This is a genomic window from Mesorhizobium cantuariense (assembly GCF_042647205.1).
Classification (GTDB): domain Bacteria; phylum Pseudomonadota; class Alphaproteobacteria; order Rhizobiales; family Rhizobiaceae; genus Mesorhizobium; species Mesorhizobium cantuariense.
In genome coordinates, this window is the sequence record NZ_JBHRVD010000001.1 from 3,493,388 (window position 1) to 3,509,626 (window position 16,239).

Sequence of the window (16,239 nt, forward strand, 5' to 3'; positions counted from 1 at the left end):
CTGAAATCAAGCCTAGCCGTTTACGGCCTGCTTGTGTTGCACCGGGTGGCTCTTCTTCAATAAATCCGAGACCAGGAACGCCAGTTCGATCGCCTGGTCGGCGTTGAGACGCGGGTCGCAATGGGTGTGGTAGCGGTCCTGCAACTCCTCGGCCGTTATGGCGCGCGCGCCACCGGTGCATTCGGTGACGTTCTTGCCGGTCATCTCGACATGGATGCCGCCCGGATGCGTGCCTTCGGCGCGGTGCACCTCGAAGAAGGTCTGCACCTCCTTCAGGATGCGGTCGAACGGCCGCGTCTTGTAGCCGGCGGCCTCGATCGTGTTGCCGTGCATCGGGTCCGACGACCACACCACGGAGCGGCCTTCCTTCTGCACCGCGCGCACCAGCTTCGGCAGATGGTCGGCAACCTTGTCGGAGCCGAAGCGCGCGATCAGCGTCAGCCGGCCGGGCTCGTTCTCGGGGTTGAGCAGATCAATCAGCTCCAGCAAGCCGTCCGGCGTCAGCGACGGTCCGCATTTCAGCCCCAGCGGGTTCTTGATGCCGCGGCAATATTCGACATGCGCATGGTCGGGCTGGCGGGTGCGGTCGCCGATCCAGATCATGTGGCCTGAGGTGGCGTACCAGTCGCCGGAGGTCGAATCGACGCGGGTCAGCGCTTCCTCGTAGCCGAGCAGCAGCGCCTCGTGGCTGGTGTAGAAATCGGTCTCGCGCAGCGCGTAGTTGGTTTCCGAGGTGATGCCGACGGCCTTCATGAAGTCCATCGTCTCGGTGATGCGGTTGGCGAGCGACTCATATTTTTCGCCCTGCGGACTATCGGACACGAAGCCGAGCATCCAGCTATGCACATTCTCCAGGTTGGCATAACCGCCCTGCGCGAAGGCTCGCAGAAGGTTGAGCGTCGCCGCCGACTGGCGGTACGCCATTTCCTGGCGGGCAGGATCGGGAATGCGCGACTTGGGGTCGAATTCGATGCCGTTGATGATGTCGCCGCGATAGCTGGGCAGCGTCACCTCGCCCTTGGTCTCGTTGTCGGACGAGCGCGGCTTGGCGAACTGGCCGGCAACGCGGCCGACCTTCACCACCGGCTGCGCGCCGGCGAAGGTGAGCACCACCGACATCTGCAGGAAGACGCGGAAGAAGTCGCGGATGTTGTCCGCGCCATGCTCGGCAAAACTCTCGGCGCAATCGCCGCCCTGGAGAAGGAATGCGTCACCGGCAGCGACAGCCGCAAGCTGCTTCTTCAGCTTGCGCGCCTCACCTGCAAAAACCAGCGGCGGAAAGGTTGCGAGCTGGGCTTCCGTGTTCTTCAGCGCGGCAAGGTCCGGATAGGCAGGAACCTGCTTGATCGGCTTTGCTCTCCACGAATTCGGCGACCATTTCGTCATCGCTGCACCCAACGCTCTTTCCAGCGGCCTATACTCCGCCATTCCCGCCCCCATATGGGGATCGCGGCTCCATACACGAAGCCGATTTCCTATTCTAGACCGGAATTCAGGCGCTGGCGAATGCGCCGGCTGCGCTACGCCGCCTTCTCCACCAGCCGCGCCAGTTGGGTCATCACCACCGCGGAGCCCGCCAGCCGCTTCTCGGCCGTCGGCCAGTCGCGCACGAAGACGACACTGTGGTCCGGCCGGATCTTGGCCAAGGAGCCCTGCTCGCCGATGAACCGAACCAGCCCGACCGGGTTGGAGAATTCGCGCTTGCGGAAATGGATGACGACGCCTTTCGGCCCGGCGTCGAGCTTCTCGACATTGGCCTTGCGGCACAGCGCCTTGATGAAGACGATCTTGAGGAGATGCTTGACCTCCTCCGGCAGCGGGCCGAAGCGGTCGATCAGCTCGGCACCGAAGGCGTCGATTTCCTCGGTGTTTTCGAGATCGCCGAGACGGCGATAAAGCGCCAGCCTGAGCTGCAGGTCCGGAACATAGCCTTCCGGGATCATCACCGCCGTGCCGACGGCGATCTGCGGCGACCAGCCGCCATCCTGCACTTCGCCGGAATCCTTCACCTCGGCGACGGCCTCTTCCAGCATCTGCTGGTAGAGCTCGAAGCCGACCTCCTTGATGTGGCCGGACTGCTCTTCGCCGAGAAGATTGCCGGCGCCTCTTATATCGAGGTCGTGGCTGGCCAGCTGGAAGCCGGCGCCCAGCGTGTCGAGCGATTGCAGCACCTTCAGCCTCCGCTCGGCGGTGTCGGTGAGCTTGCGGTTGGCCGGCAGCGTGAACAGTGCATAGGCGCGCACCTTCGAGCGCCCGACGCGCCCACGCAACTGGTAAAGCTGCGAAAGACCGAACATGTCGGCGCGATGAATGATCAGCGTGTTGGCGGTCGGAATGTCGAGGCCGGATTCGACGATGGTCGTCGACAACAGCACATCGTACTGGCCGTCATAGAAGGCATTCATGATGTCGTCGAGTTCGCCCGGCGGCATCTGGCCATGGGCCACCGCGACCTTCAGCTCCGGCACGGATTCTCTCAGGAAATCATGGATTTCCGCCAGATCGCTGATGCGTGGAACCACATAGAAGGAATGCCCGCCGCGATAGCGTTCGCGCAGCAGCGTCTCGCGAATGACCAGCGGATCAAAGGGCGAGATGAAGGTGCGCACCGCCATGCGGTCGACCGGCGGCGTGGCGATCAGCGACAGCTCGCGCACCCCGGTCAACGCCAGCTGCAGCGTACGCGGGATCGGCGTCGCCGACAGCGTCAGCACATGCACATCGGTCTTCAGATCCTTCAGCCGCTCCTTGTGCTTGACGCCAAAATGCTGCTCCTCGTCGATGATCAGCAGGCCAAGGCTCTTGAACGAGATCGCGGAACCGAGCAGCGCATGGGTGCCGATAACGATGTCGACCTGCCCTTCGGCGATGCCTTTCTTGGTTTCCGCCAACTCCTTGGCGCCGACCAGCCGCGAGGCCTGGCCGACACGAATCGGCAGCCCGGAGAAACGCTGCGAAAACGTCTTGAAATGCTGGCGCGACAACAATGTCGTCGGCACCACCACCGCCACCTGAAACCCTTCCATCGCCGCGATGAAGGCGGCCCGTAGTGCCACTTCGGTCTTGCCGAAGCCGACATCGCCGCAGATCAGCCGGTCCATCGGCTTGCCGGCGGCCAGATCGTCGCGCACCGAGTCGATCGCCGTCTGCTGGTCGTCGGTCTCCTCATAGGGAAAGCGCGCGGCGAACTCGCCATAAAGGCCGTCGGCCGGCACCAGTGCCGGTGCGGCGCGCATCTGCCGCTCGGCGGCGATGCGGATCAACTGTCCAGCCATGTCGAGCAGGCGTTTCTTCAGCCGCGCCTTGCGCGACTGCCAGGCGCCGCCACCAAGCTTGTCCAGCGTCGCCTCGGCTGTGTCAGAACCGTAGCGCGACAGAAGCTCGATATTCTCCACCGGCAGGAACAGCCGGTCGTCGCCGGCATAGTGGATTTCCAGGCAGTCATGCGGCGCGCCGACCGCTTCGATGGTGCGCAGGCCGATGAAGCGGCCAATGCCGTGATCGGCGTGGACGACAATGTCGCCGGCCGACAGCGCCGAGGCTTCGGCGATGAAGTCGGAGGGGCGCTTCTTGCGTTTCGAGCGCCGGATCAACCTGTCGCCGAGAATGTCCTGTTCGGCGACGACGACCAGTTTTTCGGTCTCGAAGCCGGATTCCAGCGGCAGCACGGCCAGGGCCGCCTGACCCGGCTCGAGCTGTTCGGCTTCCGCCAGCGTCGCGACCTGCTTGAGGTTGCCGAGACGGTGTTCGGCAAGGATCTGGCCAAGCCGGTCGAGCGAGCCTTCGGTCCAGCCGGCAATAACAATGCGGCGGCGCGCCGCTCGCTCGTCGGCGATGTGTTTGACGACGACATCGAACACATTGATGCTGGGGTCGGCGCGCTCCTCGACAAAGCTGCGGCCGTGGCGCGAACCGGCGTGGTAGACCTTTTTCGCGCCGGCATCGGGTGCGTCGAACGGCGTGAAATCGATCGCTTCGCGCGGCCCGAGCGAGGCGATCAGGTTTTCCGGCGAGAGATAGAGCAGGTCCGGCGGCACCGGCTTGTAGGGCACCGCATCCTTCAGCGCGCCGTCGGCCTGCTTCCTGCGCGCCTCGTAGTGATCGAGGATCAGCGTGTGGCGCTCGGCCAGCGCCTCATGCGCCAGGTGGTCGAAGATGACAGGCGTGTCAGGCAGATAGTCGAACACAGTCTCCAGCCGTTCGTAGAAGAACGGCAGCCAGTGCTCCATGCCAGCGAAGCGCCTGCCCTCGCTGACCGCTGCATAAAGCCCGTCGTCGCGCTGCGGGGCGCCAAAGGCTTCGATATAGGAGCGGCGGAAGCGGCTGATGGTTTCCGGCGTCAGCGCCACTTCACTCATCGCCTGCAGCGCCATCGACTTGCGTTGGCCGGTGGTGCGCTGGGTGGCGGCGTCGAAGACGCGGATCGATTCCAGCGTGTCGCCGAAGAAGTCGAGCCTGAGCGCTTCGGTCCAGCCGGGCGCGAACAGGTCGAGAATGCCGCCGCGCACCGCGAATTCACCGATACCGCGTACTGTCGGCACGCGCTCGAAACCGGACGTTTCCAGCCGCGACACCAGTACGTTCATGTCGATCTGGTTGCCGGGCCTGGCGTGGAACGTCTGTGCCTCGACCAGCTCGGCCGGCGGAATGCGCTGCAGCAGCGCATTGGCGGTGGTGAGGATGACGGCGCGGTGCGGCTTCTTCGCCAGTGCGATCATAGCCGTCAGCGCATCGAGGCGCTTGGCGGCGGCGTCCGAACCGGGCGAAACGCGGTCGTAAGGCAGACAATCCCACGCCGGCAGTTCCAGCACGGGAAGGCCGGGGGCCGCGAAAGACAGCGCCTCGATGATCGACGGCAGCCGCTGGCCGTCGCGTGCCACGAACAGCACCGGCTTGTCGGGCGCGATCTCGAGTGCGGCCTGTATAAGCGCAAAGGCTTCATAGCCGTCGGCGACGCCGTCGACGATGAACTGGCCAGCGCGGCCTTTCGGCAGGCCGATGGTGGGAATGAGGCTCATGAAATCACGGTCTTGTTTTATCGCAATTCCGAACGGAAAACCGCTTCGCACTTTTCCTGGAATTGCTTGTGTTCAGAATGTCATGGAGTGGCGGAAAGCCAGGATCTTTTGCAGGACAGCACAATCGATATCCGCCGGGACCGGGCGTTCGCCGGTGACCATAGGCAGGAATTCGGTGTCGGGAATGTCGAGGAGCCTCTCATATTGGTCGATTTCCTCGCCGGTCAAGGCAGCGATCTCAGCGTCGGCAAAAGTGCCGAGGATGAGGTCCATCTCGCGCATGCCGCGATGCCAGGAGCGAAACAGAAGCTTGCGGCGGTGGGCGTCCAGCCCCTCGCTTGATCTCGTCGTTCCGGTCATTGTGCCGCATCCTCACTTGCTGCGGCGCATATAGCGTGGATAGAAGGTGCTGTCAGCCTTGCAACGGCCCGGCGGGTGTCTAACATCTCGGGTGTGACAAACATTCCTGACAGCATCGGCCCAGGCACCCCCCTCTGTCCTGCCCGTCCTCCGCAGCAGCTGCGCTGCAGCTGCGGAGGGTGGACCGGACATCGCCAGCACTTCACCCTCCTCCTTGTGGGGAGGGTCGGCGAGCGCGCTTCGCAAAGCGAAGCGAGTGAGACGGGGTGGGGGTGCGACGCTGGTTCTCCGCTTTCCCTGGGAAATGGGGGCGCCGGCTCCCCCACCCCGCTCCGCTTCGCGGATCGACCCTCCCCACAAGGGGGAGAGTAAAAAATGCGCCCGAGCATCCTCGATCCCTTGTTTGTCCCGATCACGTCACTTGCCGGCGTCGGGCCGAAAGTCGGCGCGCTTATAGAAAAGGTCGTCCCGGCCGACCTCGGTGACCGCCCCGCTCGCGCGGGCGACCTTCTGTTCGTGCTGCCGCACACCGTCATCGACCGCCGCAGCCGGCCGGGTATCGCAGGATCCGCGGAAGGCCAGATCGTGACGCTCGAGGTGCGCATCGACCGCCACCAGCCGCCGCCGCGCGGCAACAGGTCGGTGCCCTATCGGGTCTACGCTCATGACGACACCGGCGAGATCGCGCTGACCTTCTTCCATGCTCACGCTTCCTATCTCGAAAAGGCGATGCCCGAAGGCGAGCATGTCGTGGTCTCGGGCCGCATGGAATGGTTCAACGGCCGCCCAAGCATGGTCCACCCCGACCATATTGCGCTCGCCAGCGAGGCGGAAAACCTGCCGCTGGTCGAACCGGTCTATCCCTTGACAGCTGGGCTCTCGGGCAAGGTGCTGCGCCGGGCGATCGGCCAGGCGCTGGCGCGTGTGCCTGAATTCCCCGAATGGCAGGATGGCGCCTTCATGCGCCGGCACACGTTTGCGGCCTTCGACGATGCGCTCGCCCGCATCCACAATCCGGCCGACCCGATCGATGTCTCCGTCGACGGCGCCGCGTGGCGGCGGCTCGCCTATGACGAGTTGCTGGCGGGCCAGGTCTCGCTGGCGCTGGTGCGGGCAAAAGTCCGCCGCCTGTCCGGGCGTCCCCTGGTCGGCGACGGCAGCATCGTCGAAAAACTGCGCGCCGCACTGCCCTATTCGCTGACATCAAGCCAAGAGTTTGCGCTGGCCGAAATCAATGCCGACCTCGCCGACCCCGAACGCATGCTGCGGCTGCTGCAGGGCGATGTCGGGTCAGGTAAGACGGTCGTTGCGCTGCTGGCCATGGCGCGCGCCGTCGAGGCCGGCGGCCAGGCAGCACTGATGGCGCCGACCGAAATCCTGGCGCGCCAGCATCTGGCGACCATCGCGCCGCTCGCCGCCAAGGTCGGGCTGCGCATCGCTATCCTCACCGGCCGTGAAAAAGGCCGCGAACGCGCAGACACGCTGGCCGGTCTGGCGAGCGGCGAGACCGACATCGTCGTCGGCACCCACGCGCTGTTCCAGGAGACGGTCACCTTCCACGACTTGGTCTTCGCCGTCATCGATGAGCAGCACCGCTTCGGCGTCCATCAGCGGCTTGCCATCACCGCCAAGGGCGACGCGCCCGACATGCTGGTGATGACGGCCACACCCATCCCGCGCACGCTGGTGCTGACTGCCTTCGGCGACATGGATGTGTCGAAGCTGACGGAAAAACCAGCCGGCCGCCAGCCAATCCGCACCGTCACGCTGCCTCTGGAAAGGTTGGACGAACTGGTCGGCCGCATGGTCGACGCCGTCGCCGGCGGCCAGAAGATCTATTGGATCTGTCCGCTGGTCGAGGAATCCGAAGAGATCAAGCTGATGTCCGCCGAGGATCGCTTCGCCTCGCTGAAACCCCTGTTCGGCGACCGCATCGGCCTGGTCCATGGCCGCATGAAAGGCGCCGACAAGGACGAGGCAATGCGCGCCTTCAAGCAGGGCGAGACACGCATCCTGATCGCCACCACGGTCATCGAGGTCGGCGTCGACGTGCCCGACGCCACTGTCATGGTCATCGAGCATGCCGAGCGCTTTGGCCTCGCTCAATTGCACCAGCTGCGCGGCCGGGTCGGGCGCGGCGACAGCAAGTCGTCCTGCGTGCTGCTCTACAAGGACCCGCTCGGCGAGACCGCAAAACGCCGGCTGTCGGTAATGCGCGAGACCGAGGACGGGTTCCTGATCGCCGAAGAGGATCTGAAGCTGCGCGGCGAAGGCGAATTGCTGGGCACCCGCCAGTCGGGCACGCCGGGTTTCCAAGTGGCGCGCATCGAGGTCCATGCCGACCTTCTGGAGGCCGCCCGCGACGATGCCAGGCTGATCCTGTCCCGCGACCCGGAGCTGCAATCCGAGCGCGGCGAGGCGTTGCGCCTGCTGCTTTATTTGTTCGGCCGCGATGAGGCCGTGCGGCTCTTACGCGCCGGCTGAGCCAAGGCGGCGACCGACGGGTTGGCGAGCATCCCCTCGATCGGCTCGCCATTCACGACAACCATTTGCTTGACCTCGGGCGCCACCAGCCCGGCCGAGACGATCAGCTTGGCGCCGTCCTCGATCGTCATGTCGAGCAGCACGATGTCGGACTTCGGCACATACATGAGAAAGCCGGTGGTCGGGTTCGGCGTGCAGGGCATGAACACGGCGGTCAGCGGATCCCCTTCCTGATCGAGCTTCTGGTTGATCTCGGTTTCCTTCTCACTGGCGACAAACACCAGCGACCACACGCCCTTGCGCGGATATTCAACCAGCCCGACCTGGCGGAACATGTCGCCCTTATTCGACAGCACGGTCTCGAAAATCTGCTTCAGCGAGCCATAGATGCCGCGCACCAGCGGCATGCGGCCAAGCAGGCGCTCGCCGAAATTGACGATGGCGCGGCCCACAATGTTGGCCGTCAGGAAGCCGATCAGCGTGATCAGGATGAGCGCCACGATCAGTCCGAACCCCGGGACCGGAAACGGCAGATAGGAATCCGGGCTGTAACGGACCGGAATATAGGGTTTCACCCAGGAATCGACCCAGCCGATGAATGACCAGGCGATGTAGGCGGTGATCGCCAGCGGCGCGCAGACGATGAAGCCTGTGAGGAAATAGTTCCTCAGCCGGGTCATGCCGGAGGTCTTGGGAGCGTCGGACATGGTTCACCGGGGCACGGATTGCACCGCAACATAGAGCATGATCCCGAAAAGTGGGAACCGGTTTTCGGAAAAAGATCATGCTCAAAAGAAAAAGGGCCGCTGTGATGGCATTTGCATCACAGCGGCTCTGTGAACCGGAAGGCGCTTTGGACCTGCGAGGTTTTTAAAGGGCCGATTATGCCGCCGCTTCCAGCGAAGCAATCCAAACGGAACCAGCATACGTTCGCGACTAGCCGAAACATCCTTCCCTTCGTCATCCACGGGCGGAGCAAGGAGCGAAGCGACGCGGCGCAGACCCGAGGATCCATTCCGTGACGTCGGCCGAAGAATGCAACCCCTCAAGATGGTCGGCGGATCGTTCGGCCGCTATACTTCGTTCATGACGGGCTATGTCTATTTAACTGCAAGCCGGAAACGCGGCACCATCTATATCGGTGTCACGAACGATCTCGGCCGCCGAATGCCCGAGCACAAGTCTGGCGAGGGTTCGCGCTTTACTGGACGGTACGGCGTAGAACGCTTGGTTTGGTACGAAGAATATTTCGACATCCGCGATGCGATCCAGCGCGAGAAGTCGCTGAAACGTTGGCCGCGTCAATGGAAGATCGAACTGATCGAAAAGGCCAATCCGGAGTGGTTCGAGCTTTTTCGCGGGACTGGGTGGTAGCGCCAAGTTCTGCACCGCTTGATCCGCCACCACCGTCACGGAATGGATCCTCGGGTCTGCGCAGGAGCTTCGCTCCTGCTCCGCCCGTGGATGACGAAAGGATGAAACTTACTCCACCGTCACCGATTTCGCCAGATTGCGCGGCTGGTCGACGTCGGTGCCCATGAACACGGCGGTGAAATAGGCGAGCATCTGGATCGGCAATGCGTAGATGATCGGGGAGATGATTTCCGGCACGTCCGGCAGCACGATGGTCTCCATCGTCTTGACGCTCGTCAGTGCCGCGCCCCTGCTGTCGGTGATCAGGATGATCTTGCCGCCGCGCGCCGCCACTTCCTGCATGTTCGACACGGTCTTTTCGAAGATCCGGTCGTGCGGCGCGATAACGATGACCGGCATGTTCTCGTCGATCAGCGCGATCGGCCCATGCTTCAACTCGCCGGCGGCATAGCCTTCGGCGTGGATATAGGAGATTTCCTTGAGTTTTAGCGCGCCTTCCATGGCCAGCGGGAAATTGGTGTCGCGGCCGAGATAGAGCACGTTCTTGTAGTGCGCGAGGTCGCGCGCGATCTTTTCGATCTGATGGTCGAGCTTCAGCACCTGGTTGGCAAAGCGCGGCGCTTCCGACAGTTCGCGCACAAAGGTCTTTTCCTGCTCCTTCGAGATTGTCCCACGCGCCACGCCGGCGCGCACGGCTAGCGATGCCAGCACGGACAGCTGGCAGGTGAACGCCTTGGTCGAGGCGACGCCGATCTCCGGTCCGGCCAGCGTCGGCAACACCACGTCGGATTCGCGCGCCATGGTCGATTCGCGCACATTGACGACGGCGCCGATCTTCATCCCGGCCTTGCGGCAGTAGCGCAGCGAGGCCAGCGTGTCGGCGGTCTCGCCCGATTGCGAGATGAAGAAAGCCGCATCGTTCTTCGACAGCGGCATTTCGCGGTAGCGGAATTCTGAGGCGACATCGATATCGACCGGCAGCCGCGCATAACGCTCGAACCAGTATTTGCCGATAAGGCCGGCGAGATAGGCGGTTCCGCAGGCCGAAATCGCCAGCCGGTCGATCTTGGCGAAATCGAAAGGCAGGTCGAGCGGCTTGGAGACGCCGCCGACGAAATCCAGATAATTCGCCAGCGTGTGCGAGATCCCTTCGGGCTGCTCATGGATTTCCTTCTCCATGAAATGGCGCCGGTTGCCCTTGTCGACCATGAAGCTGGTCGACAGCGACTGCTGGCGCTTGCGGTCGACCTTTGTGCCGTCGATGTCGAAGATGGTGACGCCGTCGCGGCGCACCACCGCCCAGTCGCCATCTTCGAGATAGGTGATCGAATTGGTGAAGGGGGCGAGCGCGATGGCGTCGGAACCCAGGAACATCTCGCCATCGCCATGGCCGACAGCCAAAGGCGGGCCATTGCGGGCGCCGACGATCAAATCCTCGTCGCCCTTGAACAGGATCGCCAGTGCAAAGGCGCCTTCCAGCCGCTTCAGCGCCTGGTGCGCGGCCTCGACCGGCTTCAGCCCCCTGGCCAGTTCCCGCGCCACCAGATGGGCGACGACCTCGGTGTCGGTCTGCGACGAAAAAGAATAGCCGTCGCGGATCAGCTCTTCGCGCAGTTCGGCGAAATTCTCGATGATGCCATTATGGACGATGGCGACGCCGTCGGAAAAATGCGGATGCGCATTGGTCTCGTTGGGCACGCCATGCGTCGCCCAGCGTGTGTGACCAATGCCGATCGTGCCGTCGAGCGGCTCGTCCTTGAGCCGGCGCTCGAGGTTGATCAACTTGCCTTCGGCGCGGCGGCGGGCAAGCTGGCCATGCTCGATGGTGGCAACGCCGGCCGAGTCATAGCCGCGATATTCCAACCGCTTCAGCGCATCGACGATGAGCGGCGCAACCTGCGAGTGGCCGACGATTCCAACGATACCGCACATGCAGACAGCCCCGATTCCCTGTGGAAAACCAGCGCTATTTAGGGAAGGCCGGCCCGCCGCGAAAGTCACATTGCATTTCGTCCCGTGTAACGGAACGCTCATTCTTGTCGATGCACCATGACAGACCGCTCTTGCAATCCGGTTACTGCAATCGTTCGGTTTTTTGCGGGCCGGTTTTACTTTTTCTTCGCAGCCGCGGCCGAAGCAAAGCGCTCGCGCAATTCCTTGCCCTTGCCGGGGATCGTCTTTTGGCGAGCACGGCCGAAGGCCAGCGCATCGTCTGGTACGCTTTCCGTGATCACGCTGCCCGAGGCGATGTAGCCGCCCTTGCCGATGGTGACAGGCGCCACCAGCGACGAATTCGAGCCGACAAAGGCGCCCTCGCCGATGTCGGTGAAGAATTTCGAATAGCCGTCATAGTTGCAGGTGATGGTGCCGGCACCGATATTGGCCCCCGCACCGACGCGGGCATCGCCGATATAGGTCAAATGGTTGACCTTGGCGCCCTCCTCGATAACGGCCTGCTTGACCTCGCAGAAATTACCAACCTTGGCCTTGTTCCGGAGATCCGCACCCGGCCGCAGCCGCGCGTACGGCCCGACATCGCAATTGGACGCAATGGTGGCGCCTTCGATATGGCTGAAGGCATGGATCTTGACGCCCGTGGCGATCTTCACGCCCGGACCGAACCAGACATTGGGCTCGACGATCGTGTCGGCGCCAATTTCGGTGTCGTGCGAGAAGTACACGGTCTCCGGCGCGATCAGCGTCACGCCCGACAGCATTGCCTCATGGCGGCGGCGCGCCTGCCAGATGCCCTCGGCCTGCGCCAGTTCGGCGCGGTTGTTGATGCCGAGCGCGCTCTCGAAGCTGGCTTCGGTGGCGACGACATCGAGGCCTCGCGCGCCGGCGATCTCGACAATGTCGGTCAGATAATACTCGCCCTTGGCATTGTTGTTGCCAACCGCATCGAGCAGCTTCAGCGCGTGGGCGCCGGCAACCGCCATCATGCCGGCATTGCAGAAGGTTATTTTCCTCTCCTCCTCGGAGCAATCCTTCTCCTCGCGGATGGCAATCAGCTTGCCGTCCTTCTCGATCAGCCTGCCATAACCGGTCGCACTGGGCGGGCGGAAGCCGATGACCACGACGGCAGCACCTTCCGCCAGTTTCAGCCGCGCCACGGTGAGCGCATCGGCGTCGATCAGCGGCGTGTCGCCAAACATCACCAGGATATCGTCATAACCCTTTGATATCGCATCGCGCGCGGCCAACACGGCATGTGCGGTGCCAAGGCGCTTTTCCTGCACGAATGTCTCAGCCTTTGGCGCAAACTTCGCCGCAGCCTTGCGCATCTCGTCCGCGCCATGGCCAATCACCAGCGCCTGGCTGCCAGCACCGGCGGCTTCGGCTGCCTTCACCACATGGGCGACCATCGGCAGGCCGGCGATCTGGTGCAGCACCTTCGGTAGCACGCTCTTCATGCGCGTGCCTTCGCCGGCGGCAAGGATGACGGACAGGCAGGATCTCTGGCTCATGGGATAGCAACCATATGAAATGGGTTGGGAATCAGATCAGGGTAGCAGTGGCGCCATGCTGCACCAATGCGGTTAAATTCCGGTGAGACCCTCCCGCCGTCTGTTCGCAGCAGGTCACATGTTCTAAGCCGATCAAACAATCTGGCTAACAAGATTCGACAAGATCAAGATGGCAAACGGTGTCTGCAAATTAACTGGCCAAACCGGGAAGTTAGTCAAATCGCATATCCTTCCAAAGGCGCTGACATTGTCCGAGCAAGCGGGCTTGCCACTGATCCAGGGTGGCCACGGTCGACGTGCAGTCCGAAGGTGGCATAGCTGGTATGATAGATCGATTGTCACAGAGGCAGGTGAGGAAATCCTATCTTTCTACGATGACTGGGCGATCAAATATCTCCGTTCCAACAAGCTAGTTTGGAGCGGTTGGGGGCCAATGATGGCGCTTGGCCAGCTTCATTCATCGATACCGAACACGCCTTGGGGTGCTCGCAAAATCACGATGGAAGACCCAACAATGCTGCGCCTGTTTTTGTTGAGCTTGCTGTGGCGCGCTGCCGTATCGACCCTAGAGGAAATGTCAGAAGTAATATTGACGCCAACCGAAATCGAGCAACTCCGACGGATGCTGATCGATCGCAATCCAGAACCCTTTGACTTATTCGCAGCCAGCCTGACACAATTTTCGACCATCGGAATAATCCACAATATGACACCTCTTGCAGAGGATAAATACGTTCCAAAAATTGGAGAATCGGCGGAATACTATCAACCTATGTTTCGATTCTATTTTGACGGATTGGTGGTTCATTTTCATAGAGACGATCGGAGTGGAATGGCAGCTAGTGGATTGATTCCAACGTTTGGTGCCCGCGCCTGACGGCGGCGATGATTTTGTGTGGGTCGGCTCTCCAGACGAACGGTCGGGATTGCTGATTGTGCTCGGTGATGAAGCGATTGATGGCGGCCTGGAGATCGACGACGGAGTAGAAGACACCGTGCTTCAGCCGGCGGCGTGTGAGCTTGGCGAAGAAGCCCTCGACAGCATTGAGCCATGAGCAGGATGTCGGCACAAAATGGAAGGTCCAGCGCGAATGCCTGGCCAGCCAAGCGCGTACTTTGGGCTGCTTGTGAGTGGCATAGTTGTCGAGGATCACATGGACGGCCTTGTCGGGCGGAAGTTCAGCCTCGACGGCGTTGAGGAAGCGGATGAACTCCTGATGGCGATGGCGCTGCATATTACGGCCGATCACCGAGCCATCGAGGACGTTGAGCGCGGCGAACAGGGTCGTCGTGCCGTTGCGCTTGTAGTCGTGCGTCATTGTCGCCCCGCGACCGCGCTTCAGCGGCAACCCCGGCTGAGTGCGGTCGAGCGCCTGGATTTGGCTCTTTTCGTCGACCGACAGCACGATGGCATGAGCGGGGGGCGAGACGTAGAGCCCGACCACATCGTGAAGCTTCTCGGCAAACGCCTTGTCGTTGGACAGCTTGAAGCTGCGCCAGCGGTGAGGCGCAAGGCCATGGTCGTGCCAGATCTTCACCACCGAAGACGCCGCGATGCCGACCGCCTTCGCCATCGCGCGGACCGTCCAGTGCGTCGCCTCGTGGTCTGGCGGATCGAGTGTCAGCGCCACGACCCTGTCGACCAGCACAGACTGAAGCGGTGCAATGCCCGGTGGCCGCGTCTTGTCGCGCAGCAGGCCGTCGACGCCTTCGTTCATGAAGCGCTCCTGCCAGCGCCACACGCAGGTCTTCGACTTGGCTGTCATCGTCATGATCGCGGCGGTCCCCAGGCCATCACCGCTCAACAGAATGATCCGCGCTCGCCAGACATGCTTCTGAGGCGAACTCCGTGCTGCGACGATCCCTTCAAGCCGAATTCTGTCCGAAGCCGTGATGTCGATGCTGATACCAGTGCGCATCCCGCAATGTCGCATGCCGAAGCGATCCGGGGAATCCCAAAAAGGACTCTTCTGTCCCGATCAATCCACTAGGCGCAGCAATTTGCTAGTTGGGGCGGGCAAAGAGCTGGTTATAACCACGATCGAATATGACAGCTCCTTTGAGCACGAAAATCTCATAGGGGTGATGAAAGAAACTGTTTTTTGAACACCCAACCAACCCGTATTCGAGAGATGATACCCGCTTAACCCAGCCGCCCCAGCACCGGAAAATTCTCCAGCAGCCAGTAAGAGACCGTCTGCACGCCGCCAGTGAGGAAAAACACGCCGGCGACCACCAGCAGCGCGCCGATCGCTTTTTCGACGCGGCCGAGATGGACGCGGAATTTGCCGAGGAAGCGCATGAAGGCGCCGGAAAACAGGGCGGCGATCAGGAACGGGATGCCGAGGCCGAGCGAATAGGCGGCAAGCAGCAGCGCGCCCTCGCCCACCGTCTCGCGGCCTCCGGCCAGCGTCAGGATCGGTCCCAGCACCGGGCCGATGCAGGGCGTCCAGCCGAAAGCGAAGGCCAATCCCATCACATAGGCGGCGACCGCACTTGCCGGCTTGCCCTGCGACTGGAAGCGGGCTTCGCGCGACAACAGCGGAATGCGCAGTATGCCGAGGAAATTCAGGCCCATCAGGATGATCAGCACGCCGGCGCCCATCGCCAGTTGTTCCTGCCAGACGCGCAACAGCCGGCCGATGGTCGATGCGCCGGCGCCGAGCGCGACAAAGACGGTCGAGAAACCGAGCACGAAGGCGATCGACGAATAGAGAAGCGCACCACGCGCGCCGGCGCGCGCCGTCGCACCCGCATTGCCACGGAAATCGTCAACCGAGACGCCGGCCATGTAACAGAGATAGGGCGGTACCAGCGGCAGCACGCAAGGCGACAGGAACGAGATGGCGCCCGCCCCGACCGCGCTGACATAGCCGATGTCCAATGCCATTCCAAAGCTCCGACTGTTATGGCGACGATATAGTGGCACGCGGGTTTGTCCGCCAATCACCATCGTGTGGCAAGATCGTGTGGCAAGTCATCGCGGCCGGGGAAGAAAGCACCAGCACATGGCGTTGATACAGTGAGGCCGCGATTTCCCGCGTGTCTCCAGATATCAGTCAGGGAGATTTCCATGAAAATCATAACCGCAGGGCTGACAGCACTTCTGCTCAGCACCGCCGCGTCCTTTGCCGCCGACGCCTGGAAGGAAGCCGAGGTCAATGGCACCAAGATCTACACCGATGCCAACGGCATGACGCTTTATACCTACGACAAGGACGAGAAGGGCAAATCCAACTGCTACGACAAATGCGCCACCAACTGGCCGCCGCTGAAGGCCGAGGCGGGCGCCAAGGCGGACGACGAATGGAGCGTTGTCGACCGCACCGACGGCACCAAGATGTGGGCCTATGACGGCAAGCCGGTCTACACCTTCATCAAGGACAAGAAGGCCGGCGATGTGACCGGCGATGGCGTCGGCGAGGTCTGGCATATCGTCAAGGCCGACTAAACCACTCAATACCCGTTCCCGCTGCTCGGCGGGACAAGGGCTGGTCGCCTGGCATCCTCGATGTCGGCGGCGGCCAGCATCGATC

The 16,239-nt window shown here is 62.5% G+C and carries 12 protein-coding genes; 4 read left to right on the forward strand and 8 right to left on the reverse strand.

Annotated elements, in window-relative coordinates:
• Positions 1–12: 12 nt before the first annotated feature.
• From ACFOJ9_RS16870 to ACFOJ9_RS16880, 3 genes are all read right to left on the reverse strand, one after another.
• Entirely contained in the window at positions 13–1,386 is a 1,374-nt protein-coding gene (locus tag ACFOJ9_RS16870) for a class II 3-deoxy-7-phosphoheptulonate synthase (RefSeq protein ID WP_378987820.1), read from the reverse strand.
• 134 nt (positions 1,387–1,520) lie between these two features.
• Complete coding sequence (mfd, locus tag ACFOJ9_RS16875; RefSeq protein ID WP_378980030.1) at positions 1,521–5,018, reverse strand: transcription-repair coupling factor; 3,498 nt, start codon at positions 5,016–5,018, stop codon at positions 1,521–1,523.
• A 72-nt stretch (positions 5,019–5,090) separates the two neighbouring features.
• Complete coding sequence (locus tag ACFOJ9_RS16880; protein ID WP_378980031.1) at positions 5,091–5,378, reverse strand: succinate dehydrogenase assembly factor 2; 288 nt, start codon at positions 5,376–5,378, stop codon at positions 5,091–5,093.
• Between the two features lie 375 nt (positions 5,379–5,753).
• Here ACFOJ9_RS16880 and recG point away from each other — a divergent pair, with 375 nt between their 5' ends.
• Entirely contained in the window at positions 5,754–7,862 is a 2,109-nt protein-coding gene (recG, locus tag ACFOJ9_RS16885) for an ATP-dependent DNA helicase RecG (RefSeq protein ID WP_378980032.1), read from the forward strand.
• Here the strand turns inward: recG and ACFOJ9_RS16890 are convergent.
• Positions 7,814–8,569 (reverse strand): DUF502 domain-containing protein, encoded by a 756-nt coding sequence (locus tag ACFOJ9_RS16890; RefSeq protein ID WP_378980033.1) that lies wholly within the window; start codon positions 8,567–8,569, stop codon positions 7,814–7,816. The two genes, recG and ACFOJ9_RS16890, sit on opposite strands and share 49 nt — an antisense overlap.
• Positions 8,570–8,948: 379 nt before the next feature.
• On the opposite strand from ACFOJ9_RS16890, the gene ACFOJ9_RS16895 reads away from it, so the two are divergent.
• A complete protein-coding gene (locus tag ACFOJ9_RS16895) occupies positions 8,949–9,236 on the forward strand; it encodes a GIY-YIG nuclease family protein (protein ID WP_127383549.1) in 288 nt (95 codons plus the stop codon).
• Positions 9,237–9,344: 108 nt separating this feature from the next.
• Here ACFOJ9_RS16895 and glmS read toward each other — a convergent pair whose 3' ends face one another.
• On the reverse strand, positions 9,345–11,168 hold the full coding sequence (gene glmS / locus ACFOJ9_RS16900) for a glutamine--fructose-6-phosphate transaminase (isomerizing) (RefSeq protein ID WP_378980034.1): 1,824 nt from the start codon (positions 11,166–11,168) through the stop codon (positions 9,345–9,347).
• Between the two features lie 176 nt (positions 11,169–11,344).
• Positions 11,345–12,703, reverse strand: a complete 1,359-nt coding sequence (glmU, locus tag ACFOJ9_RS16905; protein WP_378980035.1) for a bifunctional UDP-N-acetylglucosamine diphosphorylase/glucosamine-1-phosphate N-acetyltransferase GlmU — start codon at positions 12,701–12,703, stop codon at positions 11,345–11,347.
• Positions 12,704–12,872: 169 nt separating this feature from the next.
• On the opposite strand from glmU, the gene ACFOJ9_RS16910 reads away from it, so the two are divergent.
• Positions 12,873–13,580 (forward strand): hypothetical protein, encoded by a 708-nt coding sequence (locus tag ACFOJ9_RS16910; RefSeq protein ID WP_378980036.1) that lies wholly within the window; start codon positions 12,873–12,875, stop codon positions 13,578–13,580.
• Here ACFOJ9_RS16910 and ACFOJ9_RS16915 read toward each other — a convergent pair.
• On the reverse strand, positions 13,543–14,622 hold the full coding sequence (locus ACFOJ9_RS16915; RefSeq protein WP_378977646.1) for an IS630 family transposase: 1,080 nt from the start codon (positions 14,620–14,622) through the stop codon (positions 13,543–13,545). The two genes, ACFOJ9_RS16910 and ACFOJ9_RS16915, sit on opposite strands and share 38 nt — an antisense overlap.
• A 224-nt stretch (positions 14,623–14,846) precedes the next feature.
• Positions 14,847–15,593 carry a cytochrome c biogenesis CcdA family protein gene (locus tag ACFOJ9_RS16920; protein ID WP_378980038.1) on the reverse strand — a complete coding sequence of 249 codons (747 nt, stop codon included), beginning with the start codon at positions 15,591–15,593 and terminating at the stop codon, positions 14,847–14,849.
• A gap of 183 nt (positions 15,594–15,776) precedes the next feature.
• Here ACFOJ9_RS16920 and ACFOJ9_RS16925 point away from each other — a divergent pair, with 183 nt between their 5' ends.
• Positions 15,777–16,154 (forward strand): COG4315 family predicted lipoprotein, encoded by a 378-nt coding sequence (locus ACFOJ9_RS16925; RefSeq protein WP_378980040.1) that lies wholly within the window; start codon positions 15,777–15,779, stop codon positions 16,152–16,154.
• Positions 16,155–16,239 lie beyond the last annotated feature (85 nt).

Excerpts from the sequence above, each read along its gene's own strand:
- ACFOJ9_RS16870 (WP_378987820.1), bottom strand. The coding sequence starts at position 1,386 with ATGACGAAATGGTCGCCGAATTCGTGGAGAGCAAAGCCGATCAAGCAG.
- mfd (WP_378980030.1), bottom strand. The coding sequence starts at position 5,018 with ATGAGCCTCATTCCCACCATCGGCCTGCCGAAAGGCCGCGCTGGCCAG.
- ACFOJ9_RS16880 (WP_378980031.1), bottom strand. The coding sequence starts at position 5,378 with ATGACCGGAACGACGAGATCAAGCGAGGGGCTGGACGCCCACCGCCGC.
- recG (WP_378980032.1), top strand. The coding sequence starts at position 5,754 with ATGCGCCCGAGCATCCTCGATCCCTTGTTTGTCCCGATCACGTCACTT.
- ACFOJ9_RS16890 (WP_378980033.1), bottom strand. The coding sequence starts at position 8,569 with ATGTCCGACGCTCCCAAGACCTCCGGCATGACCCGGCTGAGGAACTAT.
- ACFOJ9_RS16895 (WP_127383549.1), top strand. The coding sequence starts at position 8,949 with ATGACGGGCTATGTCTATTTAACTGCAAGCCGGAAACGCGGCACCATC.
- glmS (WP_378980034.1), bottom strand. The coding sequence starts at position 11,168 with ATGTGCGGTATCGTTGGAATCGTCGGCCACTCGCAGGTTGCGCCGCTC.
- glmU (WP_378980035.1), bottom strand. The coding sequence starts at position 12,703 with ATGAGCCAGAGATCCTGCCTGTCCGTCATCCTTGCCGCCGGCGAAGGC.
- ACFOJ9_RS16910 (WP_378980036.1), top strand. The coding sequence starts at position 12,873 with ATGGCAAACGGTGTCTGCAAATTAACTGGCCAAACCGGGAAGTTAGTC.
- ACFOJ9_RS16915 (WP_378977646.1), bottom strand. The coding sequence starts at position 14,622 with ATGCGCACTGGTATCAGCATCGACATCACGGCTTCGGACAGAATTCGG.
- ACFOJ9_RS16920 (WP_378980038.1), bottom strand. The coding sequence starts at position 15,593 with ATGGCATTGGACATCGGCTATGTCAGCGCGGTCGGGGCGGGCGCCATC.
- ACFOJ9_RS16925 (WP_378980040.1), top strand. The coding sequence starts at position 15,777 with ATGAAAATCATAACCGCAGGGCTGACAGCACTTCTGCTCAGCACCGCC.